The following is a 21,495-nucleotide window of genomic DNA, read 5'->3' as shown; positions in this document are numbered from 1 at the left end:
CCGGGTGCCAGCAAGCAACCGCCCGGCCCCACCGCCCGCCCTCCGTGTGGCCGTACTCGCCGATTCCGACACCCGCTGGAAATGGGGAGCGCTCACCGCCCGCCGCCTTTCCGCGGACCCGGACTCCGTCCACCTCACCGGCTACCTGCTCCGCGGCCGGGCCACGCCCACCGCGCGCCAGCTCGGCGAGGTCGGGGTCCGGGCGGACCGGCTCACCGAAGTCACCTGCGCGGAGTTCCTCGCCGAACTGCGGGGACCGGAGCGGGATTCCGCCCACGGCCGCGCTGACGACCGTGCTTACGACGTAGTCGTGCTCGCCCTGGTCGGCGGCGCCGTCCAGGCCGTCCTGCACGGGGCCCGGGCCCTGTGGCCGGAGCCGGGCGCGCGGCCCGTGTTCGTCACCGGGTACGTCGGAGTCGTCTACGAGAAGCTCGCCGACGGCCTGCTGCTGCGCCACGGGGCGGACCTGGTCCTCGCCAACTCCCGCCACGACGCGGAGCGGTTCCGCTCGGTCTACGAGGGCGTCGGCGCCGACGCCGGGGCCGTCGTGGAAACCGCCCTCCCCTTCCTCGCACCGGCCGACGCCGGCACCTACGACCCGGTGGGCAGCGCCGCCCAGCGCGTGGTCTTCGCGGTCCAGCCCTCCGTGCCGGACAGCCGCGCGGACCGCACGTACCTGCTGCGCCGCGCCGCGGAACACGCCCGGCTGCACCCCGGGCGCGAGGTGCTGATCAAGCTGCGCAGCCGGCCGGGTGAGCACACCACGCACCTGGAGGAGCTCCCGTACCAGCGCCTCGCGCAGCAGCTCCCCGGCGGCCTCCCCTCCAACTGCCGTCTGGTGTACGGGAACATGGGAGAGATCCTGGACGGTACGGACCTGCTGGTCACCGTCTCCTCCACGGCGGCCCTGGAATCCCTCCACCGGGGCATCCCGACGGCCGTGCTGACCGACCTCGGCGTCCGCGAGACCCTCGGCAACCACCACTTCCTGGGCTCCGGCTGCATGGTCTCCTGGACCCAGCTCGACGCGGGCCTGCTCCCGAAGGCCGACCCGGACTGGCTGGCGGCCCAGGGCGTGGGCACGCCGGCGGGCACGCCGGCGGGCACCCCTGCCGGGAAGCCCGGCGGGTACGACCCCTACACCGCCGCGCGGGCCCGCCTCACGGAGCTGCTGGCCGAAGGCCCGCTCCCGGCCCCGGCGCCCCACTACACCCGGGACACCGCGCCGGGCTACCTGCCCGGGATCCTGGCCAGGCACCACCTCGGCCCCGACGGGCACCCGCTGCCCGGTGCGCCCCGCACCGCGGCCGGCGGGTCCCGGCTGCGCCGCCGGCTCCGCGCCCACCTGCGCGAGGCCGCCCGGGGCGCCTACCGCCACGGCGTGCAGCGCGTCGCGCCGGTGATCCGCCGCCTGGGGGAGCTGTGAGCACCCGCCCGGCCGGAGCCGCCGTGCCCGCCACCGCCGCGCGCGCCACCGCCGCCGCGCCCGCCGCCGCGCCAGCCGCCGCCGACCTCGCGGGATCCCTCCGCGAGGCCCGCGCCGTGCCCAGGGTGCTCGCCGTGATCCCCGCACGCGGGGGGTCCAAGGGCGTGCCCGGGAAGAACCTGGCCGACGTCGGCGGGATGCCGCTCGTGGTCCGGGCCGTCCGCGCCTGCCTGGGCGCCACGACCGTCACCGACGTCCTGGTGTCCACCGACTCCGAGGCCATCGGCGACGCCGCCCGCGGTGCGGGGGCCGTGGTGCTGCGGAGGCCCGCCGGGATCTCCGGGGACACCGCCACCAGCGAGGCCGCCGTACTGCACGCCCTCGACTCCTTCGAGGAACTGCACTCCGTCACCGTTGACGTGGTCCTCCTCGTCCAGTGCACCAGCCCCTTCGTCACCGCCTCCGACGTGGAGTCCGTCGCCGCCGCCGTCGCGTCCGGCGCCGCGGACTCCGCGCTCACCGCGGCCCCCTTCCACGGTTTCCTCTGGCGGGCGGCCCCCGACGGCTCCGGGAGCGGGGTCAACCACGACATCGCGTACCGCCCCCGCCGCCAGGACCGGCCCCAGGACCTGCTGGAGACCGGCGCCGCCTACGCCATGGACGCCGCCGGCTTCCGGACCGCCCGCCACCGCTTCTTCGGCCGGACCCTCCCGGTCGCCACCGACCCGGCACGGGTGCTGGAGATCGACGATCCCCACGACCTGGCCCGCGCCCGCGCCCTCGTACCCGTACTCACCCCCGTGGCCACACCGGCCACCGCACCCCTCCCCACCCCGTTCCCCACCTCAGCGGTCCACACCGCGGTGCCGGCGCCCGTGCCCGCACCCGCTCGTACTCGTACACCCCACGCTCCGAAGGACAGCCCTGCCATGACGGTCACCCCCGCCCCCCGCCTCCGGACCTTCGGCTCCCGCACCGCCGGCCCCGGCCACCCCGTCTACGTCGTCGGCGAGATCGGCATCAACCACAACGGCGAGCTCGGCAACGCCCTCGCCCTCATCGACGCCGCCGCCGAAGCCGGCTGCGACGCCGTCAAGTTCCAGAAGCGCACCCCCGAGATCTGCACCCCCCGCGACCAGTGGGACATCGAGCGCGACACCCCCTGGGGCCGGATGACCTACATCGACTACCGCCACCGCGTGGAGTTCGGCGAGGACGAGTACCGCGCCATCGACGAGCACTGCGCCAAGCGCGGCATCGACTGGTTCGCCTCCCCGTGGGACACCGAGGCCGTCGCCTTCCTGGAGAAGTTCGACGTCCCCGCCCACAAGGTCGCCTCCGCCTCGCTGACCGACGACGAACTGCTGCGCGCCCTGCGCGCCACCGGCCGCACCGTCGTCCTCTCCACCGGCATGTCCACCCCGAAGCAGATCCGGCACGCGGTGGAGGTGCTGGGCAGCGACAACATCCTGCTCTGCCACGCCACTTCCACGTACCCGGCCAAGGCCGAGGAGCTCAACCTGCGGGTGATCAACACCCTCCAGGAGGAGTACCCGAACGTCCCGATCGGCTACTCCGGCCACGAGACGGGCCTGCAGACCACCCTGGCCGCCGTCGCGCTGGGCGCCACCTTCGTCGAGCGCCACATCACCCTCGACCGCGCGATGTGGGGCTCCGACCAGGCCGCCTCCGTCGAGCCGGGCGGCCTGACCCGCCTGGTCCGCGACATCCGCACCATCGAGACCGCCCTCGGCGACGGCATCAAGCGGGTCTACGACTCCGAGCTCGGCCCGATGAAGAAGCTCCGCCGCGTCCAGGGCGAACTCGCCTCGGTCTGATCTTTCACGCACCCCTCGCACCGTCCGGCCCTGGCGGGCCTCCCGGGCTTCGGCGCGCTGCGCCGGACTCCGTCCGGCTGCCCGCCGGGCCACCGTCCCCTCCACCCTCTGTCGAGGAGCACATGGTGACCCCCTCAGCCCCCGCCCCGACCCTGGCCTTCGTCGAAAGCCCGGTCCAGCTGCTCAACGTCCTGGAGTGGGCGCACGCCCAGGGCGCCGGACGGCTCCTCGGAGTCGTCCCGCGCCAGCCGGCCCGCGGCGGCGGCGGGAACGGGTCCGGGCCGGTCGCTTCCGCCGCCGGAGGCCTGCGGATCGTGGTGCTCCCGCCCACCGACCCCATGTCCCGGGGGCAGCTGCGCCGGATGGCGGGGCTGGCCCGGGACGAGGGGCACGAGGTGCGGTGGCAGGAGGCCCGCGGCGGCCGGTTCGCTCCGGTCAAGGCCTTCGCCGCGCTCGCGCGGGAGGTGCGGGCGGCCCGGCGGGTGGTGATAGGGGATCCGTTCTCCCGCTACGTACAGCTCCTGCTCACGCTCGTCCGGGCCGAGGAGCTCGTCGTGGTCGACGACGGCACCGCGACCATGGAGTTCGTCGCCCAGACGGCCCGCGGCGAGCGCCTCGTGCGCTGGCACCGGGTCGGCGGCGGCGGGCTCCCGGGCCGGCTGCGCGAGCTGGCGTACGCGCCGGTCTCCGCGACGGCCCGGCGGCGGTTCACCCCGGGTCAGGGCGGCCACCGCCGCGTCGAGGTGTTCAGCTCGATGCCGGTCACCGCGCACAGCGGCATGACCTTGCGCCTCAACGACTTCGCGTGGACCCGGGCCCGCTTCGGCCCGCCGCTCCTGACCAAGGGCACCGACCTGGTCGGGACCTCGCTGGTGGAGACCGGCGTGGTCGACCCGGACCGCTACCTGGAGGCGGTGCGCGCGCTGACCCTGGAACACGGCGCCACCCGCTACTTCGCCCACCGCCGGGAATCCCCGGAGAAGCTGCGCCGGCTGAGCGAGGCGACCGGGCTGGAGATCGTACGTCCGGACCTGCCGCTGGAGCTGATCGCCCGGCGGGGTCCGGTCGGCCGGACGATCGTCAGCTTCCCCTCCACGGTCGTCCACACCCTGCCCTACGCGCTGATCGGCACCGGCGTGACCGTGGCCGTATGCGATGTCGATCCGAGCTGGCTCACCGCGTCGGCCTCCGAGCGGGCCCGCGGATTCCTCGCCGGGGTCACCGACACCGCCCGTGATGTGCACAGACTTCCTGCTCAGACGGCTCCGGCGGCCGGATGAGTACACAGGTGAGCGCGCGAGTTTACCCGCGGCTTCATCCGGTCATGCGTCCAGAGGCCGGGTTTCTTTCCCCTAACGGCATGAACTTTTTGTGATCTCCAGCCAGTTGACCCATGGGTGGGCCTACCCTTAAACGGGTGAACCAGTTGATGTCCCGCGAGTCCCAGACCGCCCAGCCCGCCGCGCCCGACCGGCCCGAGCTGCCCGGCAAGCTTCCGGACCACCTGCGCGCCGAACTGATCGCCTTCCGCCGGGACTTGCACATGCATCCCGAGCTAGGACACCAGGAGTTCCGCACCACGGCGGCGATCAAGGCCCGGCTGGAGAAAGCGGGCCTGCGCCCGCGGGTGCTGAAGTCGGGCACCGGTCTCATCTGTGACGTGGGGACCTGGGACGGCGTACGGCCGATGCTGGCCCTGCGCGCGGACATCGACGCCCTGCCCATCCCGGACGCCAAGACGCACGTCCCGTACCGCTCGACCGTCCCGGACCGCGCCCACGCCTGCGGCCACGACGTGCACACCGCCGTGGTGCTCGGCGCCGGCCTCGTCCTCGCCGAGCTCGACCGCAAGGGCGAGCTGCCCCGGCCGGTGCGGCTGCTCTTCCAGCCCGCCGAGGAGGTACTGCCCGGCGGCGCCACCGAGGCCATCGAGTCCGGGGTGCTGGACGGAGTCGGCAAGATCATCGCCCTGCACTGCGACCCCCGGGTCGACGCCGGCCGGATCGGCCTGCGCACCGGGCCCATCACCTCGGCCTGCGACCGGCTGGAGGTCACCCTCGAAGGCCCCGGCGGCCACACCGCCCGTCCGCACCTGACCACCGACCTGGTGACGGCGGCCGCCCGGCTCGCCCTGGACCTGCCGGCCCTGCTGACCAAGCGCATGGACGCCCGCTCGGGCATGTCGGTGACCTGGGGCCGGATCGAGGCCGGGCACGCCTGCAACGTCATCCCGATGCACGCGGAGCTGTCCGGAACCGTTCGGTGCCTGGACCTGAACTCCTGGCACGAGGCCCCCGACCAGATCCACGCGATCATCGACGAGATCGCCTCGATGCACCGCGCCAAGTCGGAGATCACCTACGTGCGCGGGGTCCCCCCGGTCGTCAACGATCCGATGGTCACCGAACTGCTGCGCGAGGCGATGAGCGCCCGGCGCGGGGCCGACTCGGTCGAGGACACCGAGCAGAGCCTGGGCGGCGAGGACTTCTCCTGGTACCTGGAGCACGTCCCCGGAGCCATGGCGCGCCTGGGCGTCCGTACGCCGGGGGACACCGCGAAGCGGGATCTGCACCGGGGCGATTTCGACGTGGACGAGGCCGCGATCGGGGTCGGCGTGGAGTTCTTCACGGCCGCCGCGCTGCTCGACGGCCGCTCCTCCGAGGGGCGACGCGCCAGGCCCGCGGGGGCGGGCGGGTAGAAGTTCGTACAACATCGGCGATTGATCCGGCGGACGCGTCCAGCCCTTGGTACACATGGGTCGGACGCGTCGGCAGTTACTGATCGGTCACTGTCTGGTTCACGACGATCCGATAACGACTCATGAACGGGCCTTTAACTGACATCTACGCGCGTTACGATCTCGGCGAAACCAGCGCCGGTCGTGGCGCTTCGGTCAGGTTTTGAAGGAGCCTCCCCTTGCGCCGGATCACCAGGATCGCCACCGTGGGCCTCGCGTCCGCCGCGCTGGCCCTCTCGGCCACCGCCTGTGGCGGTAAGAAGTCCTCGGACTCGTCTTCGTCCGCCTCCTCGTCCTCCTCCTCGGAGGGGTCCGCCGCCATCGCGTACGACATCGGTGGCCGAGGCGACCAGTCGTTCAACGACGCCGCCTACGAAGGCCTCGCCAAGGCTGAGAAGGACCTCAAGATCAAGGGCGCCCAGGCGGAGCCCACCGACGGCGAGGGCGAGGCCGACAAGGTCCAGCGCCTCACCGAGCTGGCCCGCAAGGGCAACAACCCGGTCATCGGCGTCGGCTTCGCCTACGCGCCGGCCATCAAGAAGGTCGCCGAGAAGTTCCCGAACACCACGTTCGGCATCATCGACGACACCTCGGTGCAGGCGAAGAACATCGCCAACCTCGTCTTCAACGAGGAGCAGGGCTCCTACCTGGCCGGCGTCGCCGCCGCCAAGGCGTCCAAGACCGGCACGGTCGGCTTCATCGGCGGTGTCGAGGTTCCGCTGATCAAGAAGTTCGAGGCGGGCTTCGCCCAGGGCGTCAAGGACACCAACCCGAACGCCAAGGTGCTCACCCAGTACCTGACCCAGCCGCCGAACTTCGACGGCTTCGCCAAGCCCGACCTGGGCAAGGCCGCGGCCGAGGGCCAGCTCGACAAGGGCGCCGACGTGATCTACTCGGCCGCCGGTCTGGCCGGCTCGGGTGCCATCGAGGCCGCCTCCGCCAAGGGCAAGTGGTCCATCGGCGTCGACTCGGACCAGTACAACCAGGCCGGTCTGGCGAAGTACAAGGACTTCATCCTGACCTCGGTCACCAAGGACGTCTCCGACTCCGTCTACAACCTGATCAAGTCGGTCAAGGACGGCAAGCCGGAGTCCGGTGAGGTCCGCTACGGCCTCGACAAGGACGGCGTCGGCCTGGCCGACTCCAACCCGAAGTACAAGGAAATGACGGAGCTCGTCGCCGCGGTCGACAAGGCGAAGGCCGACATCATCGCCAAGAAGATCCAGGTCAAGACCGCACCGTAAGGTGCCGTCCGACTCGCTGCACACGTGATACCCGGGGTCCGGGAAGCGGTCTCATCGCTCCCGGGCCCCGGCCCATGTCACGTGGTTTCATGTGATCTTGTGGCCGGTTGGCCGCAAGTTTTCACTTTCGACAGTGCTACGCGCGTAGAAGCATCGTGGACGCGATACTTTCTCCCCCCGCCCTGTCCCCTCCCTGCCTTCAGCTCCTTCCGCGCCAAGGAGAGTGCGTCATCAACGCGTCCAGCCCGCCCCCCGCCGTAGAACTGCACGGCATCACCAAGCGTTTCCCCGGCGTCGTCGCCAACAAGGACATCGCGATCACCGTCCGCAAGGGCACGGTCCACGCCCTCGTCGGCGAGAACGGCGCCGGCAAGTCGACGCTGATGAAGATCCTCTACGGCATGCAGAAGCCGGACGAGGGCACCATCGCCATCGACGGGGAGCAGGTCTCCTTCGGCAGCCCCGGCGACGCCATCGCCCGCGGCATCGGCATGGTGCACCAGCACTTCATGCTCGCCGACAACCTCACCGTCCTGGAGAACGTGGTCCTCGGCGGCGAGAAGCTCTACGGCATCGGTGCGAAGGCCCGTAAGAAGATCAAGGAGATCTCGGACGCGTACGGCCTCGGCGTACGTCCCGACGCCCTGGTCGAGGACCTCGGTGTCGCCGACCGCCAGCGCGTGGAGATCCTCAAGGTCCTCTACCGCGGCGCCCAGATCCTCATCCTCGACGAGCCGACCGCGGTGCTCGTGCCGCAGGAGGTCGACGCGCTCTTCGACAACCTGCGCGAGCTCAAGGCCGAGGGCCTGACCGTCATCTTCATCTCGCACAAGCTGGGCGAGGTCCTGAAGGTCGCCGACGACATCACCGTCATCCGGCGCGGCACCACGGTCGGCACCGCCGACCCGCGCACCACCACGACCAAGCAGCTCGCCGAGCTGATGGTCGGCTCCGAGCTGCCCTCGCCGGAGACCCGCGAGTCCACGGTGACCACCGTCCCGATGCTCCAGGTCGAGCGGCTGACCGTCGCCGAGGGCGGCGTGCCCGTCGCCACGGAGGACACCGCGCGCACCCCGGGCCTGTCGGACGCCAACCTGCGCGAGGCGCCGGTCGCCGGACGCCTGCTGCTCGACGGGATCAGCTTCACGATCCACAAGGGTGAGATCCTCGGCATCGCGGGCGTCGAGGGCAACGGCCAGACCGAGCTCATCGAGGCCCTGATGGGCATGATGACCCCCGACGCGGGCGTCATCACCCTCGACGGCAAGGACATCACCAAGTCCCCGGTGCGCAAGCGCCGCGAGGGCGGCATCGGCTACATCCCCGAGGACCGCCACCGGCACGGTCTGCTGCTGGAGTCCTCCCTCTGGGAGAACCGCATCCTCGGTCACGTCACCGAAGCCCCCAACTCCAAGCGCGGCATCATCGACCCGAAGGCCGCCCGCAAGGACACCGAGCGGATCGTGCGCGAGTACGACGTCCGCACGCCCGGCATCGAGGTCACCGCGGCCTCGCTCTCCGGCGGCAACCAGCAGAAGCTGATCGTCGGCCGCGAGATGAGCCACAACCCGAAGTTCCTCATCGCCGCCCACCCCACCCGCGGTGTGGACGTCGGTGCGCAGGCGCAGATCTGGGACGCGATCCGCGAGGCGCGCCGCGAAGGCCTGGCGGTCCTGCTGATCTCCGCCGACCTGGACGAGCTCATCGGCCTGTCCGACACCCTGCGCGTGATCTACCGCGGCCGCCTGGTCGCGGACGCCGACCCCGCGACCGTGACCCCCGAGGAACTCGGCACCGCCATGACGGGCGCCGCCTCCGGACACCTCGACGCCACAGACGCCACCGACAACCACTCCGCCGCCGGCACGGATGCCCGTACCGACTTCCCGGAGGACGAGGCCCGATGAAGAAACTCGACAAGGACCGGCTGCTCCTCGGCTTCGCCGGGCCCGCGCTCGCGCTGGTCACCGCCTTCCTGCTGACCATGATCGTGCTGGCGGCGACGGGTGTGGACCCGATCGAACCGCTGCGGCTCATGGTGGAGAACGCGGGCTACGAGGACGTCCAGGTCCTCATCGTGAACCAGGCCGGTACGTACTACCTGGCGGCCCTGGCCGTGGCCATCGGCTTCCGGATGAACCTCTTCAACATCGGCGTCGACGGCCAGTACCGCCTCGCCGCGATGCTGTCGGCGGTCGTCGGCGCGGCGGTCTCGCTGCCCGGCCCGCTGCACATCCTGCTGATCGTGATCGTCGCCATGCTGGTCGGTGCCTTCTGGGCCGGTATCGCGGGCGTCCTGAAGGCCCGGCGCGGAGTCAGCGAGGTCGTCTCCACGATCATGCTGAACGCGATCGCCACCAGCCTGATCGCCTGGCTGATCCTGCCGAAGAACCTCGGCGTCCAGCCCGAGGGCTCCAACGACCTGACCACCGGCGAGATCGCCAAGTCGGGCTGGTTCCCGGCCATCTCGCTGGGCGACGGCCTGGAGATCTACGGCTTCACCTTCCTGGCCTTCGCGCTGGGCATCGTCTACTGGTTCGTCCTGGGCCGCACCCGCTTCGGCTTCGACCTGCGCGCCACCGGCGCCAGCGAGTCCGCCGCGCAGGCCTCCGGTGTGGACGCCAAGAAGATGATCATCACCTCGATGCTCATCTCCGGCGCCGTCGCCGGCCTCGCCGGCATGCCGGTGCTGCTGGGCGAGAGCCACACGTACAGCCTGTCCTTCCCGGTCGGTGTCGGCTTCACCGGCATCACCATCGCGCTGCTCGGCCGCAACCACCCGGTCGGCATCTTCTTCGCCGCGTTCCTGATGGCCTTCATCGACAAGGCCTCGGCCTCGCTCGACACGGCCGGGTACGCGAAGGAGATCGGCACGATCATGAAGGGCCTGATCGTGATCGCGGTCGTCGTCTCCTACGAGCTCGTCCGCCGTTACGGGATCCGACGCCAGCAGCAGAAGGTCGGCGAGGAGCTGGCCGCGGGCCACGCCATCACGACCGACAAGGAGGTCTCGGCGTGAGCACCAGCACTGTTTCCGCGACCAGCGCCGCACCCAAGAAGCAGGGCGGACGCACCAAGCTCACCCTCCCGTGGATCATGCTGATCGTCGCGGGCGGCCTCGCGCTCGTCTCGCTGGTCCGCGTGATCAGCGGCGCGAACGACCTGACCTCCATCGGCCAGGTCTCCGGAGCGCTCTCCCTCGCCGTGCCGATCGGCCTCGCCGGACTCGGCGGCCTGTGGGCCGAGCGCGCGGGCGTCGTCAACATCGGCCTCGAAGGCATGATGATCCTCGGCACCTGGTTCGGTGCCTGGGCCGGCTACCAGTGGGGCCCGTGGACCGGCGTGATCGCCGGCCTGATCGGCGGCGCCATCGGCGGCCTGCTGCACGCGATCATCACGGTCACCTTCAACGTGAACCACATCGTCTCCGGTGTGGCCATCAACATCCTGGCGCTGGGCTTCACCCAGTACCTGTCGAACTTCACGTTCGCCGAGGCGCCCGGCGGCTCCTCCAAGCAGTCCCCGCGCGTCGAACCGATCTACGAGATCACCGTGCCGGGGTTGTCGGACTGGATGGCCACCCTCCAGGGCAAGCACTGGTTCTTCCTCTCCGACGTCGCGGGCGTGGTCGGCGGCCTGGTCACAGGCCTGTCGCTGCTGACCGTCGTCGCGCTGCTGCTGATCCCCGGCACCTGGTGGGTGCTGTGGCGCACCACCTTCGGCCTGCGGCTGCGCTCCTGCGGCGAGAACCCCGTCGCCGCCGAATCGCTCGGCGTCAACGTCTACAAGTACAAGTACATCGCCGTGATCGTCTCGGGCGCCCTCGCGGGCCTGGGCGGCGCGTTCCTGTCGATCGTGGCCAGCCCGATCTACCAGGAGGGCCAGACCGGCGGCCGCGGCTACATCGGTCTCGCCGCGATGATCTTCGGCAACTGGATGCCGGGCGGCATGGCGCTGGGCGCCGGCCTGTTCGGCTTCACCGACAGCCTCAAGCTGCGCGGCGGCGCCGAGAACGTCCACGCGATGCTGCTGCTCATCGCGATCCTGCTCGTCCTGGTCGTGGCCTGGCAGCTCTACAAGAAGCGCTACGTCCCGGCCGGCATCTCGGCGGTCTTCGCCGTGCTGCTGTTCCTCTGGTACGGACTCACGGACCAGGTGCCCAGCCAGTTCGTGGACGCCGCCCCGTACCTGACCACGCTGCTCGTGCTCGCGCTGTCCGCGCAGCGCCTGCGGATGCCCAAGGCGGACGGCATGCCGTACCGCAAGGGCCAGGGCAAGTGACGGCCGCTCCCGACTGGGAGGCCCTGCGCGAGGCCGCCCGGGAGGCGATGTCCCGGGCGTACGCCCCGTACTCGGGCTTCCCGGTCGGCGTCGCGGCGCTGGTCGACGACGGCCGCACCATCGTCGGCTGCAACGTGGAGAACGCCAGCTACGGGCTCGGCCTGTGCGCCGAATGCGGTCTGGTGTCCTCCCTCCAGGCCACGGGCGGCGGCCGCCTCACGCACTTCACGTGCGTGGACGGCAAGGGCGAGATCCTCGTCCCCTGCGGCCGCTGCCGCCAGCTCCTCTTCGAGTTCGGCGGCGCCGAGCTCCAGGTGGAGACGCCGGAAGGCGTCCTGCCGCTCTCCGCGATGCTGCCGCAGGCCTTCGGGCCGGACCATCTGAGATAGCCGCGCGACGGCCCTCCGCCCTGCCGGGCGGGGGGCCGCCGTCCTTTCCTCCGTACGTACCCCTCTCCTCTCTCTATGCGCGTAGAAGGAAGCACTTCCATGGACGTCATCTCCGTCATCCGCACCAAGCGCGACCGCGGTGAACTGAGCCCCGAGCAGATCGACTGGGTCATCGACGCGTACACGCGCGGCGTGGTCGCCGACGAGCAGATGTCGGCGCTGGCGATGGCCATCCTGCTCAACGGCATGAACCGCACCGAGATCGCCCGCTGGACCGCCGCGATGATCGCCAGCGGCGAGCGGATGAACTTCGACTCCCTCTCCCGCCCGACCGCGGACAAGCACTCCACCGGCGGCGTCGGCGACAAGATCACCCTGCCGCTGGCCCCGCTCGTCGCCGCCTGCGGCGCGGCCGTACCGCAGCTCTCGGGCCGCGGCCTCGGCCACACCGGCGGCACCCTGGACAAGCTGGAGTCCATCCCCGGCTGGCGCGCCCTGCTCTCCAACGAGGAGATGCTGCACGTCCTGGACACCACCGGCGCCGTCATCTGCGCGGCCGGCGACGGCCTGGCCCCGGCCGACAAGAAGCTCTACGCGCTGCGCGACGTGACCGGCACCGTCGAGGCGATCCCGCTCATCGCCTCCTCGATCATGTCCAAGAAGATCGCCGAGGGCACCGGCTCGCTCGTCCTGGACGTGAAGGTCGGCACCGGCGCCTTCATGAAGAACATCGAGGACGCGCGCGAGCTGGCCCGCACGATGGTGGGCCTCGGCACGGACAGCGGCGTCAAGACCGTCGCCCTCCTCACGGACATGTCCACCCCGCTCGGCCTGACCGCCGGCAACGCCCTGGAGATCCGCGAGTCCGTCGAGGTCCTGGCGGGCGGCGGACCCTCGGACGTCGTCGAGCTGACCCTGGCCCTGGCCCGGGAAATGCTGGACGCCGCGGGCATCAAGGACGCCGACCCGGCGAAGGCCCTGGCCGACGGCCGGGCGATGGACGTGTGGCGCCGGATGATCGCCGCACAGGGCGGCGACCCGGACGCGGCGCTGCCCGTCGCGCGCGAGCAGCACGTGGTCACGGCCCCGTCCTCGGGCGTGCTGACGCGGCTGGACGCGTACGGGGTGGGCGTGGGCGCCTGGCGCCTGGGCGCCGGCCGCGCGCGCAAGGAGGACCCGGTCCAGGCGGGCGCGGGCATCGAGATGCACGCGAAGCCGGGCGACACGGTCGTCGCGGGCCAGCCCCTGATGACCCTGCACACGGACACCCCGGAGAAGTTCGACTACGCCCTGTCGGCGCTGGACGGCACCTTCGACATCGCGGCGGCCGGCACGGCCTTCTCGGCCACGCCGATCGTGCTGGACCGCATCGCCTGACCTGTACTCACTCGTACGGCTGAACGGGACCGGTGGACGACCGCCGGTCCCGTTCTGCATGCTGGGATCGGTGACGAAGCGATAGGAGCACACCATGAGCGCACTCGCAGTCGAGCACCAGCCTCCGAGCGGTGACGACTGGGATTCGGTCGTCCACCTCTGGGAGGAGATGGGCGTTCCGGAGGGCTGCAAGGTGGAGATCATCGAGGGGATCATCACCGTGGCACCACCGCCCGTCAACAATCACAACCTGATCGCGGAGCTGGTGCAGAGCCGCCTGTACTCCGTGATCCCAGCCGACTGGGGTGTCTTCCAGACCCTCAACCTTGCGGTTCCGAGCCGCAGCGGCCTCTACATCCCGGACCTTGCCGTCGTACCGAGGGATGCGGTGACCAAGGGGGAGAACTTCGTCCCCGCAGCCGTCGCAGAGCTCGTCGTCGAGATCACCTCGAAGTCGAACGCGGCCAACGACCGCGTCGCGAAACTCAAGGGTTACGCGGCGGCAGGTGTCCCGCTTTACCTCCTCATCGACCCGCACGCGACCGGCAGCCCCACGGTCCACTTGTACGGCGAGCCCAGCGACGGGAAGTACCGCGTTCTGTCGGCGGCCAAGTTCGGCGAAGCCGTCCATGTGCCCGGGCCGATCAACCTGACCCTCGACACCTTCTCCTGGCCCCGGCCGTAAGGGCTTCTTCCGGCCCCACCGATGAGTTCGGGCGAGGCCAGGGGTCTGCCCTCATGTGGAGATCAGAACCTTGGCCCTGGAAGGGCCCGAGCCGAATACCGCCGAGCTGTGCGCCCGCGTGCGCGCATTGTGCAGGGACGGTCCCGACGGGGTGGTGTGCGACGTCCGCGCAGTCGCCGCACCCACCCTCGCGACCGTCCAGGCCCTGGCTCGCGCAGCCCTGACCACCCGGCGCCTCGGCATCCCCTTCCGGGTCACCGGGGCCGGGCCCCCGCTCCGCGCGCTACTGCACCTCGTAGGACTCGTCGAGCTGCTCGGGGAGCCCGAAGAGCGGGAACCACCGGGCGGTGTCGAGGAAGGCGTTCAGGCCGGTGATCTTCCCCTCTGACACCTCCAGCACCTGGAGCGCCCACGGGGTCCAGCCCGGCTGCCCGTCCTCCCGCGGCCGGTACTGGCCGAAGGCGGGCATGCCGTTCGCCGTGGTCGGGACCAGCCGCGAGCCCTTGCAGCCGATGCCCTGGTTCAGGTGCCAGGCCGCGATGTCCTCGTGGCCCTGGAGCCACAGGTCGAACGGCGGCATCGACAGCACCGCGTCCTCGTGGAGCAGGGCGGTCAGCCGGGAGATGTCGTACGCCTCGAAGGCGGACAGGTACTGCTCCAGCAGCTTGGCCTGGTCCGCGTCCAGCGGGTCCGCGGACTCGCTCTCCCGGATCCGGGTGGCGGCGAGGGTCGCGCGGGCCCGCTGGAGGGCGCTGTTCACCGAGGCGACGGTGGTGTCCAGCAGGGTGGCGACCTCGTCCGCCTTCCAGGCCAGCACCTCGCGCAGGATCAGGACGGCCCGCTGCTTGGCCGGCAGGTGCTGGAGCGCGGCCACGAACGCGAGCCGTACGGACTCCTTCGCCAGCGCCATCTCCGCCGGATCGGCGGTCTGCGGCAGCACCCGCCCGTCGGGCACCGGCTCCAGCCAGGTCACCTCGGGCCGCTCGTTGAGCACGGCGGACGCCTGGTGCTGCGGGGCGCTGAGGTCCATCGGGCGGGCCCGCTTGTTCCCCGCGTTCAGCAGGTCCAGGCAGACGTTGGTGGCGATCCGGTACAGCCAGGACCGCAGGGAGGACCGGCCCTCGAACTTCGCGAAGCTCCGCCAGGCACGGATGTACGTGTCCTGCACCGCGTCCTCGGCGTCGAAGGCCGAGCCGAGCATGCGGTAGCAGTAACCGGTGAGCTCCACGCGGTAGCGGTCGAGCGCCGCGTCGAGGTCGAGGTCGGGTGCGAGGTCGGTGGCTTCGGTCATGTCCCTTGATCCCCCTGGTAGTTCCCGGTCCTTCGGACGCTACCCGAGGGGTCTGACAACCGCAGCCCGGCACGCGGCGGCGGAACGTTCCCCTAGACCTGTCCCTAGACCTGTCCCTAGACCTGCCACCGGGCCCGGACCACCCCGTCCGGGTCCGGCAGAACCCCGGTGAACAGGGGGTTGTGCTGGTCGGCGTACACCGGCAGCAGCGCCGCGGCCCGAGCCCCGGAGAGCACCTCCACCAGCTCCGCGCGGTCCTCCTCGTCGACGAGGCCGCTCCGGATCCGGCCGTCCGCGTCCTCCCACACGCACTCCAGCGAGAACTCCTCCGGCAGCCCCGCGACCAGCCCGGCGGCATCGGCGGACAGCCCCGGCCAGACGTTCAGGAGTGCGCGCGGGGCGAGGCCGGCCCGCAGGGCGCCGAGCCGTACGCCCGCGTCGCCGCCGCCGTCGATCCGGTGCCAGCGGGTCCAGGCGTGCTGCTCCTCGACGAGCCCCGCCTCGCCGCGCGCCGCGCTCGCCCGGACCCGCTCCCAGAACCCCTCGTCGGCGGCCCGCTGCTCGAACGGGCCGTCGAACTCGGGATCGTACGGCGAGACCTCGATCGGCTCCGCGAAGATCCCGAGCTCCCGCGCGTGGGCCACGGCCGCCCCGCAGGGGGCGCGGGAGCCGACGTAGACGTACAGGTCCCACCCGACGTCCACGGCGAAGACCTCCCGGTCCTCCTCCGCGGCCTCCAGTCGGCAGTACGGGCCGTCGCCGCGGAGCATGCCGCGCACGAGTTCCAGCGCCACGGGCACCGTCACCCGGGCGCCGTCGTGGAAACCGTCCGGGCCGTCGGGGAGCAGCCCGGTCAGCCCGTACCCCTCCACCGCGGGCTCCCGCCCGAAGTGCCCGGACCCGCCGAAGAACCGCGGTTCCCGCACGGTGAGCAGCTCCACCCCGCTCTCCCGCGCGAAGGCGCCGATCGCCGCCAGGTACGCGGCCTCGACCGGCCCGTGGTCGCTGTCGGTGTCCTCCGTCCCCCGGTAGGTCCCGTCGGGCGCCCGGTCGGCCGGGTCGTACGTGGTCACCCGGTGGGCGTGGGGCAGGAACGGCACCTCAGGGCCCTTCCGGAGGGGACAGCGGCGGGCGGTCCGGGACGGTCCAGCCCGGCGGCGGGCGGAAATCGCACCAGGTGCCGTCGAAGGGGTAGGACGCCGAGTCGATGAGCCGCGTGACGCGGACGCCCTCCGCGCGGATGGCGTCGGCCTCGGCCGCCGTCCAGTACACCGGGTGGCCCGTCTTCGCGGCGAAGGACTCCTCGTCCTTCCACTCCCACGCGCGGTCCGGGGTCACCGTGATGTCGAGTTCCTGGTCGGTCACGTGCACGTCCGCGCCGTCCGGGGTGCGGACACGGGATTCGAGGGTGACGTACCAGCTGCGGAACTCCTGCCCCCTCGTGAAGTTCCACCACACCGCGTGGCCCGCCCCGGCCGGCTGCAGGATCAGCGCGCCCCCGTGCCGCCACCGGCCGGCCCGCAGCGGGTACGAGCTCCCCGGCGGCAGGTCCCGCAGGTGGGTGCCGGGCGGGATGGCGGCGCGCCAGAGCGGGGTCCCCGGGGCCACCCACAGCAGCAGGCCGGCGTCGTCCGACTCGACCGCGCGGGCCGGGACGATCATGCTGACCGTGCTGCCGAGTATGAGGTGAACGTTGACTGTCGACATGATCGGCGATCATGTCATCCACCGGTTGCGAGCTGCTTGTGCGGCAGCCCTCAGGCGGCCGGCAGCCCCGCGATCCGGGCGCTGCGGGCCGCGTGGGACCCGTACAGGGTGATCGTGACGACCCCGGCCACCGCGAGCAGCGCGAGGGTGACCGTGGCCGCCCAGCCCGCCGAGTGGTAGGCGAGGGCGCCCAGCGTGCCGCCGGCGCTGGAGCCGACGTAGTACGCCGACTGGTACAGCGCCGAGGCCTGGGCGCGGCCCGTCTTCGCCGTCCTGCTCACCGCGGAGGAGGCCACCGCGTGTCCGGCGAAGAAGCCCGCCGTGATCAGGACCAGGCCGAGGAGGATCGCCGTGAGGGACTCCGCCAGGGACAGGAACAGGCCCGCCGCCGTCGTGGTCACCGCCAGGTACAGCGCGCCGCGCCGGCCCAGCCGGGCCACCAGCTGCCCGGCCGCCGCCGAGGAGACCGTACCGACCAGGTAGACCAGGAAGATCGAGCCGATGAGGCCCTGCCCGAGCGAGAACGGCTCGTCCACCAGGCGGTAGCCGATGACCGTGTACACCGCCCCGAACACGGTCATGAACAGCGCCCCGATCCCGTACAGCCGCAGCAGCAGCGGATCGCGCAGGTGCCCGGAGACGGTACGTCCCACCGCGCGCGGGTTCAGCGAGGCCGGCCGGAAGAACCGGGCCCGGGGGAGGAGGACGAGGAACGCCGCCGCGCAGGCCAGCGACATCAGGCCGACGGTCAGCAGCCCGCCGCGCCAGCCCCAGGCCTGGGCCGCCCAGCCGGTGACGAGGCGGCCGCTCATGCCGCCGATGGAGTTGCCCGCCACGAACAGGCCGATCGCGGCGACCAGCGCCTTCGGCTTCACCTCTTCCGCCAGGTACGCCATCGCGGAGGCCGGCACCCCGGCGATCGCCGCGCCCTGGACGGCGCGCAGCGCGATCAGCCACTCCAGGTTCGGCGCGAAGGGCACCAGCAGGCCGACGCCGACCGCGATCACCATCGAGCAGGTCATCATCCGGGTCCGGCCGAAGCGCTCCGACAGCGCGCTGAGCGGCAGGACGAACAGGGCGAGGGCGCCGGTGGCCGCGGAGACCGTCCAGCTGGCCTGACCCGCCGTCACGCCGAAGCCCTCGGAGATCGCGGGCAGCAGCGCCTGGGTGGAGTAGAGGAGGGCGAAGGTGGCCAGTCCGGCGGCGAAGAGCGCCAGGCTGAGGCGGCGGTAGCCGGGACGGCCGGGCTCGTGCGCCTCGGGTGCGGAGGCGGGCAACGACGGGGTGGAGGCACCCGGGATGACGGATGCCCCGGTATGAGCGGGAGGCATGCTCAAGACCGTAGGCCCGTGCTTTTCATGCGTCCAATGCACGGATTCGCGATAATCAATCCATCCGTGCATCAGTGCAGGTCAGATGGGTGGCTATCGATGAGTCGTTACGAAGAAGACATGGCCGTGACACATGCGCTGGCCCCGCGCCTCGCGTACTTCGCCGCCGTCGCCCGGCACGAGCACGTCACCCGCGCCGCGCACGAACTGGGCGTCCCGCAATCCACCCTGTCGCGGGCCATGGTCCGCCTCGAACAGGACCTGGGCGTCACGCTGTTCGCCCGCAAGGGCCGTACGGTCGCGCTCACCACCGCCGGCCGCACCTTCCTCGCCTCGGCGGAACGCTCGCTGGCCGAGATCGCCCGCGCCGCCGGCTCCGTACAGCAGGACGCCGACCCCTCCTTCGGCAAGGTCGCCTTCGGCTTCCTGCACACCCTGGGCCCCGAGACCGTGCCCGGCCTGATCCGGGCCTTCCGGGCCGACCACCCCGGCGTACGGTTCTCCCTGGTCCAGAACTACGGCGAGGCCATGCTGGAGAAGCTGCGCGCCGGCGAGCTCGACCTCTGCCTGACCTCGCCGCTGCCCGACGCCCCGGACCTGGTGGCCCGGCGGCTCGACGAGCAGCGGCTGCGCCTGGTGGTCCCCGACGACCACCGGCTCGCCGCGCGCAAGCGGATCCGCCTCGCGGAGGCCGCCGAGGAAACCTTCGTCACCCTGGAGCCCGGCTACGGACTGCGCCGCATCACCGACGACCTCTGCGCGGAGGCCGGCTTCACGCCCCGGGTCGCCTTCGAGGGGGAGGAGGCCGAGACCCTGCGCGGGCTCGTCGCCGCCGGTCTCGGCGTGGCGCTGCTGCCGCCGCCCGCGGTGGCCCGGCCCGGGGTCGTCGAGCTGACGGTCACCGCCCCGCGCGCGGTCCGCGAGATCGGGGTGGCCTGGCGCGACGGGCACCCGGACACGCCTCCGGTGGCGGAGTTCAAGAAGTTCCTGCTGTCCCGTCGGGGGCGGCTGATTCCGGAACTCCAGCCGGAGGGTGCGTGAGCGGGTCCGTGGAAGCCGCCGGCGCGACGGAGGCGGCGGACGCGGCGGCCTCGGCGGATGCCGCCGAGGCAGCCGCCGTCGCCGACAGCAGGAACCCGGCCTGGAAACGGGACTTGGCCCCCACCGCCCGCATGATCTCGGCGATGTGGCGCTGACAGGTCCGCTCCGACATGCCCAGCCGGCGGGCGATGACCTTGTCCTCCAGCCCCTCCGCCAGCAGCCGCACGATGGTCTGGCGCAGCTCGTCGGAGATGGAACGGGCCTGCTCCGGCCCGATGGTGGTGCTGAAGGGCTCGGCCTCGGACCAGCATCGCTCGAAGGTCTGCACCATGAACTGGACGACATTGGGCTCGCGCACCACCAGCGCCGCCTTGATGTCGTCCCGCACCTCCATCAGCCCGGTGTGCCGGTCGACGAGGATCATCCGCATCAGCCCGTCGCCGACGGTACGGACCTGCGAGCCGAGCGCGGTCACGCGCTCGACGTAGGCGGCCGTCGGGCGGGAGTAGCGGGCGGTGTGCTGGTAGAGGGTGCGCATCCGTACGCCCCGGGCCAGCATCGCCTCGTCCCGCACCACCGCTCCCTCCAGGGTCGCGGTGCTGCGGCCGCCGCCGGGGTGGCAGGTCAGCACCTCGGTGCCGGCCGAGGCGGTGAGCTCCCCGATCAGGTCCTGCAGCGCGGCCGGGTCGGTGACCAGCTCCAGGGCGTTCGCCCCGCCCCGGTCGCGCAGGTCGGTGGCCGCCTCGTAGGAGGGGAGCAGCTCCTCCAGCCGTCCGCGCAGCCGGTCCATCTCGTCGTGGGTCTCGCGCACCCGCAGGGCCAGCGGGGCCAGCGTGCGGGCCACCGCGGCACGCGGGGACACGGCGCTCCAGCGCACCGGCGCGGGCCCGCCGCCGTCCGCGGTGCCGTCCGCGCCGCCGCCCGGGGCAGCGGCCGGGAGGGAGCGGGGCTGGATCAGGTGGGCCGCCGCGAGTTCGGCGAGGGCGGCGCCGACGGGCTCGCCGAGCGACTCGGCGGCTTCCGTCTCGGAGAAGGCGTACCGCTCGGCCGCGTACGCGTAGAGACGGCGGGCCACGGAGCTCAGCTGGTCCGTTTCATCCGATGGCATATGCATATTCGTCCCGGACTGTGCCGATTCGTCAACCCCTCGTGTTCCCGCAAGGCACCAAGACGATGCCCTCGGATCTTCGTGAGGATAGGCCTAACCGGCACAGTGGTGCCACGGCGTTCTCGGGGGAGGGCGCGGGCACCCTTGGGTCCGCGCTTCGCCGTCGTGGCACCGCGCCCTCGCGCGGGCGCGTGCCTCAAGGTGGTCGCGCCGGGCCCTCCCGTGTCGTCCGACCGGGAGGGGCCGGCGCGGACGCCCGCGCCCGACCGCCGCCACATCCGGCGCCCGGCCGCCTTCAGCCGCGTCGCAGGGACCGGCCGTAGCCCGAGGCGAGCGGCATCCGCAGGCCCAGCGGCGGGGGAGCCGCCAGCGCGTCGGTGACCGGCCGCGAGTACGGCCCGCTGAAGACGGATCCGAGCACGAAGTCCACGGACAGGGCCACGACTTCGTCCTGGTGCTCGCGCAGTCCGTGGCCGTCGGAGTGCACCTCGAAGCGGCACGTCGTACGGTTCGCCTTCTTCGCCCGCGTGGCCAGCCGGTACGACAACTCCGGGTCGCTGCGCGCGTCGTTGGTGCCGTGCACGATCAGGACCCGGCGTCCCGAAAGCTGCTTCACCGGTTCGGGGGAGTCCTCGGCGGACTGCCGGGGGAGCGAAGGGGCGAGCGCCAGAACGGAGTTGACGGCCTCGTGGCCGGCCGCTGCGAGCGCCGCCCGGCCGCCCGCGTCGTACCCGGCCAGGCACACCGGGACGTCCCCGTACAGCCGGACCACCTCGTCCGCGGCCCACTCGGCGTCCCTTTCGCGGGTTCCCGCGCCGTGGATGACCTGGTGCGTGACCAGCCCGTCCGCCGCGCCCGCACGGGCCAGGGCCCGGGCCAGCGGGCGCACCGGACCGGGGGACAATCTGGACGCTCCGGGGAGAAGGAGCACCACACCACTGACCGTTGAGACCGAGCCGGTCGCGCCGGCCGCCCGCCCCAGACGGGCTCCGCGCGCCGGCGGCGCATCATGTGCCATGACGGAACAGTCTCAGACGCCG

General features: G+C 72.1%; 19 protein-coding genes and 1 pseudogene. 14 read left to right on the top strand and 6 right to left on the bottom strand.

The window, feature by feature from the left end; all coding sequences use genetic code 11:
• Window positions 1–4 precede the first annotated feature (4 nt).
• From OG730_RS16580 to OG730_RS44315, 13 genes and pseudogenes are all read left to right on the top strand, one after another.
• Entirely contained in the window at window positions 5–1,426 is a 1,422-nt protein-coding gene (locus tag OG730_RS16580) for a DUF6716 putative glycosyltransferase (protein ID WP_327304981.1), read from the top strand.
• A pseudogene (locus OG730_RS16575) lies at window positions 1,423–1,914 on the top strand (acylneuraminate cytidylyltransferase family protein); the annotation flags it as partial. The gene OG730_RS16580 and the pseudogene OG730_RS16575, both read left to right, overlap by 4 nt.
• Window positions 1,915–2,355: 441 nt before the next feature.
• Window positions 2,356–3,264 carry an N-acetylneuraminate synthase family protein gene (locus OG730_RS16570; RefSeq protein WP_327309295.1) on the top strand — a complete coding sequence of 303 codons (909 nt, stop codon included), beginning with the start codon at window positions 2,356–2,358 and terminating at the stop codon, window positions 3,262–3,264.
• A 122-nt stretch (window positions 3,265–3,386) separates the two neighbouring features.
• Window positions 3,387–4,544, top strand: coding sequence for a hypothetical protein (locus OG730_RS16565; RefSeq protein ID WP_327304980.1), 1,158 nt, complete (start codon window positions 3,387–3,389; stop codon window positions 4,542–4,544).
• Between the two features lie 149 nt (window positions 4,545–4,693).
• Window positions 4,694–5,962 (top strand): M20 family metallopeptidase, encoded by a 1,269-nt coding sequence (locus tag OG730_RS16560; RefSeq protein WP_327309294.1) that lies wholly within the window; start codon window positions 4,694–4,696, stop codon window positions 5,960–5,962.
• Between the two features lie 218 nt (window positions 5,963–6,180).
• Window positions 6,181–7,245 carry a BMP family lipoprotein gene (locus tag OG730_RS16555; RefSeq protein ID WP_327304979.1) on the top strand — a complete coding sequence of 355 codons (1,065 nt, stop codon included), beginning with the start codon at window positions 6,181–6,183 and terminating at the stop codon, window positions 7,243–7,245.
• Window positions 7,246–7,508: 263 nt separating this feature from the next.
• On the top strand, window positions 7,509–9,152 hold the full coding sequence (locus OG730_RS16550) for an ABC transporter ATP-binding protein (RefSeq protein ID WP_327309293.1): 1,644 nt from the start codon (window positions 7,509–7,511) through the stop codon (window positions 9,150–9,152).
• Window positions 9,149–10,264: an ABC transporter permease gene (locus tag OG730_RS16545; RefSeq protein ID WP_327304978.1), complete on the top strand. Its 1,116-nt coding sequence runs from the start codon at window positions 9,149–9,151 to the stop codon at window positions 10,262–10,264. Before OG730_RS16550 ends, OG730_RS16545 begins: the two co-directional genes overlap by 4 nt.
• Entirely contained in the window at window positions 10,261–11,526 is a 1,266-nt protein-coding gene (locus tag OG730_RS16540; protein ID WP_327304977.1) for an ABC transporter permease, read from the top strand. The genes OG730_RS16545 and OG730_RS16540 overlap by 4 nt, the downstream gene beginning before the upstream one ends.
• Complete coding sequence (locus OG730_RS16535) at window positions 11,523–11,915, top strand: cytidine deaminase (RefSeq protein ID WP_327304976.1); 393 nt, start codon at window positions 11,523–11,525, stop codon at window positions 11,913–11,915. Before OG730_RS16540 ends, OG730_RS16535 begins: the two co-directional genes overlap by 4 nt.
• Before the next feature lie 99 nt (window positions 11,916–12,014).
• Window positions 12,015–13,292: a thymidine phosphorylase gene (locus OG730_RS16530; protein WP_327304975.1), complete on the top strand. Its 1,278-nt coding sequence runs from the start codon at window positions 12,015–12,017 to the stop codon at window positions 13,290–13,292.
• Window positions 13,293–13,386: 94 nt separating this feature from the next.
• Window positions 13,387–13,977 (top strand): Uma2 family endonuclease, encoded by a 591-nt coding sequence (locus tag OG730_RS16525; RefSeq protein WP_327304974.1) that lies wholly within the window; start codon window positions 13,387–13,389, stop codon window positions 13,975–13,977.
• A gap of 55 nt (window positions 13,978–14,032) precedes the next feature.
• The gene (locus tag OG730_RS44315) at window positions 14,033–14,365 is read left to right on the top strand and encodes an STAS domain-containing protein (RefSeq protein ID WP_442814936.1); all 333 of its coding nucleotides are present in this window, start codon (window positions 14,033–14,035) and stop codon (window positions 14,363–14,365) included.
• On the opposite strand, the gene OG730_RS16520 is transcribed toward OG730_RS44315, so the two are convergent.
• The 4 genes from OG730_RS16520 to OG730_RS16505 form a co-directional block, all read right to left on the bottom strand.
• Complete coding sequence (locus OG730_RS16520; RefSeq protein WP_327304973.1) at window positions 14,261–15,268, bottom strand: sigma-70 family RNA polymerase sigma factor; 1,008 nt, start codon at window positions 15,266–15,268, stop codon at window positions 14,261–14,263. The two genes, OG730_RS44315 and OG730_RS16520, sit on opposite strands and share 105 nt — an antisense overlap.
• A gap of 116 nt (window positions 15,269–15,384) precedes the next feature.
• The gene (locus OG730_RS16515) at window positions 15,385–16,368 is read right to left on the bottom strand and encodes an RNA-binding protein (RefSeq protein WP_327304972.1); all 984 of its coding nucleotides are present in this window, start codon (window positions 16,366–16,368) and stop codon (window positions 15,385–15,387) included.
• Window position 16,369: 1 nt separating this feature from the next.
• Window positions 16,370–16,975, bottom strand: a complete 606-nt coding sequence (locus tag OG730_RS16510; RefSeq protein ID WP_327304971.1) for a ribonuclease FAU-1 family protein — start codon at window positions 16,973–16,975, stop codon at window positions 16,370–16,372.
• Between the two features lie 50 nt (window positions 16,976–17,025).
• A complete protein-coding gene (locus OG730_RS16505; protein ID WP_327304970.1) occupies window positions 17,026–18,306 on the bottom strand; it encodes an MFS transporter in 1,281 nt (426 codons plus the stop codon).
• 99 nt (window positions 18,307–18,405) lie between these two features.
• Here OG730_RS16505 and OG730_RS16500 point away from each other — a divergent pair, with 99 nt between their 5' ends.
• Window positions 18,406–19,347 (top strand): LysR family transcriptional regulator, encoded by a 942-nt coding sequence (locus OG730_RS16500; RefSeq protein WP_327304969.1) that lies wholly within the window; start codon window positions 18,406–18,408, stop codon window positions 19,345–19,347.
• On the opposite strand, the gene OG730_RS16495 is transcribed toward OG730_RS16500, so the two are convergent.
• Entirely contained in the window at window positions 19,283–20,455 is a 1,173-nt protein-coding gene (locus OG730_RS16495; RefSeq protein ID WP_327304968.1) for a helix-turn-helix transcriptional regulator, read from the bottom strand. The two genes, OG730_RS16500 and OG730_RS16495, sit on opposite strands and share 65 nt — an antisense overlap.
• Before the next feature lie 295 nt (window positions 20,456–20,750).
• Window positions 20,751–21,473: an alpha/beta hydrolase gene (locus OG730_RS16490; RefSeq protein ID WP_327304967.1), complete on the bottom strand. Its 723-nt coding sequence runs from the start codon at window positions 21,471–21,473 to the stop codon at window positions 20,751–20,753.
• Between the last annotated feature and the right edge of the window lie 22 nt (window positions 21,474–21,495).

This window comes from Streptomyces sp. NBC_01298 (assembly GCF_035978755.1).
Lineage (GTDB): Bacteria > Actinomycetota > Actinomycetes > Streptomycetales > Streptomycetaceae > Streptomyces.
This window is presented reverse-complemented; position numbering and strand designations above follow the sequence as displayed.

Coding starts and splice junctions, on each gene's coding strand:
- OG730_RS16570 (WP_327309295.1), top strand. CDS start 2,356: ATGACGGTCACCCCCGCCCCCCGCCTCCGGACCTTCGGCTCCCGCACC.
- OG730_RS16565 (WP_327304980.1), top strand. CDS start 3,387: ATGGTGACCCCCTCAGCCCCCGCCCCGACCCTGGCCTTCGTCGAAAGC.
- OG730_RS16560 (WP_327309294.1), top strand. CDS start 4,694: ATGTCCCGCGAGTCCCAGACCGCCCAGCCCGCCGCGCCCGACCGGCCC.
- OG730_RS16545 (WP_327304978.1), top strand. CDS start 9,149: ATGAAGAAACTCGACAAGGACCGGCTGCTCCTCGGCTTCGCCGGGCCC.
- OG730_RS16530 (WP_327304975.1), top strand. CDS start 12,015: ATGGACGTCATCTCCGTCATCCGCACCAAGCGCGACCGCGGTGAACTG.
- OG730_RS16525 (WP_327304974.1), top strand. CDS start 13,387: ATGAGCGCACTCGCAGTCGAGCACCAGCCTCCGAGCGGTGACGACTGG.
- OG730_RS16520 (WP_327304973.1), bottom strand. CDS start 15,268: ATGACCGAAGCCACCGACCTCGCACCCGACCTCGACCTCGACGCGGCG.
- OG730_RS16510 (WP_327304971.1), bottom strand. CDS start 16,975: ATGTCGACAGTCAACGTTCACCTCATACTCGGCAGCACGGTCAGCATG.
- OG730_RS16505 (WP_327304970.1), bottom strand. CDS start 18,306: ATGCCTCCCGCTCATACCGGGGCATCCGTCATCCCGGGTGCCTCCACC.
- OG730_RS16500 (WP_327304969.1), top strand. CDS start 18,406: ATGAGTCGTTACGAAGAAGACATGGCCGTGACACATGCGCTGGCCCCG.
- OG730_RS16495 (WP_327304968.1), bottom strand. CDS start 20,455: ATGCCATCGGATGAAACGGACCAGCTGAGCTCCGTGGCCCGCCGTCTC.
- OG730_RS16490 (WP_327304967.1), bottom strand. CDS start 21,473: ATGGCACATGATGCGCCGCCGGCGCGCGGAGCCCGTCTGGGGCGGGCG.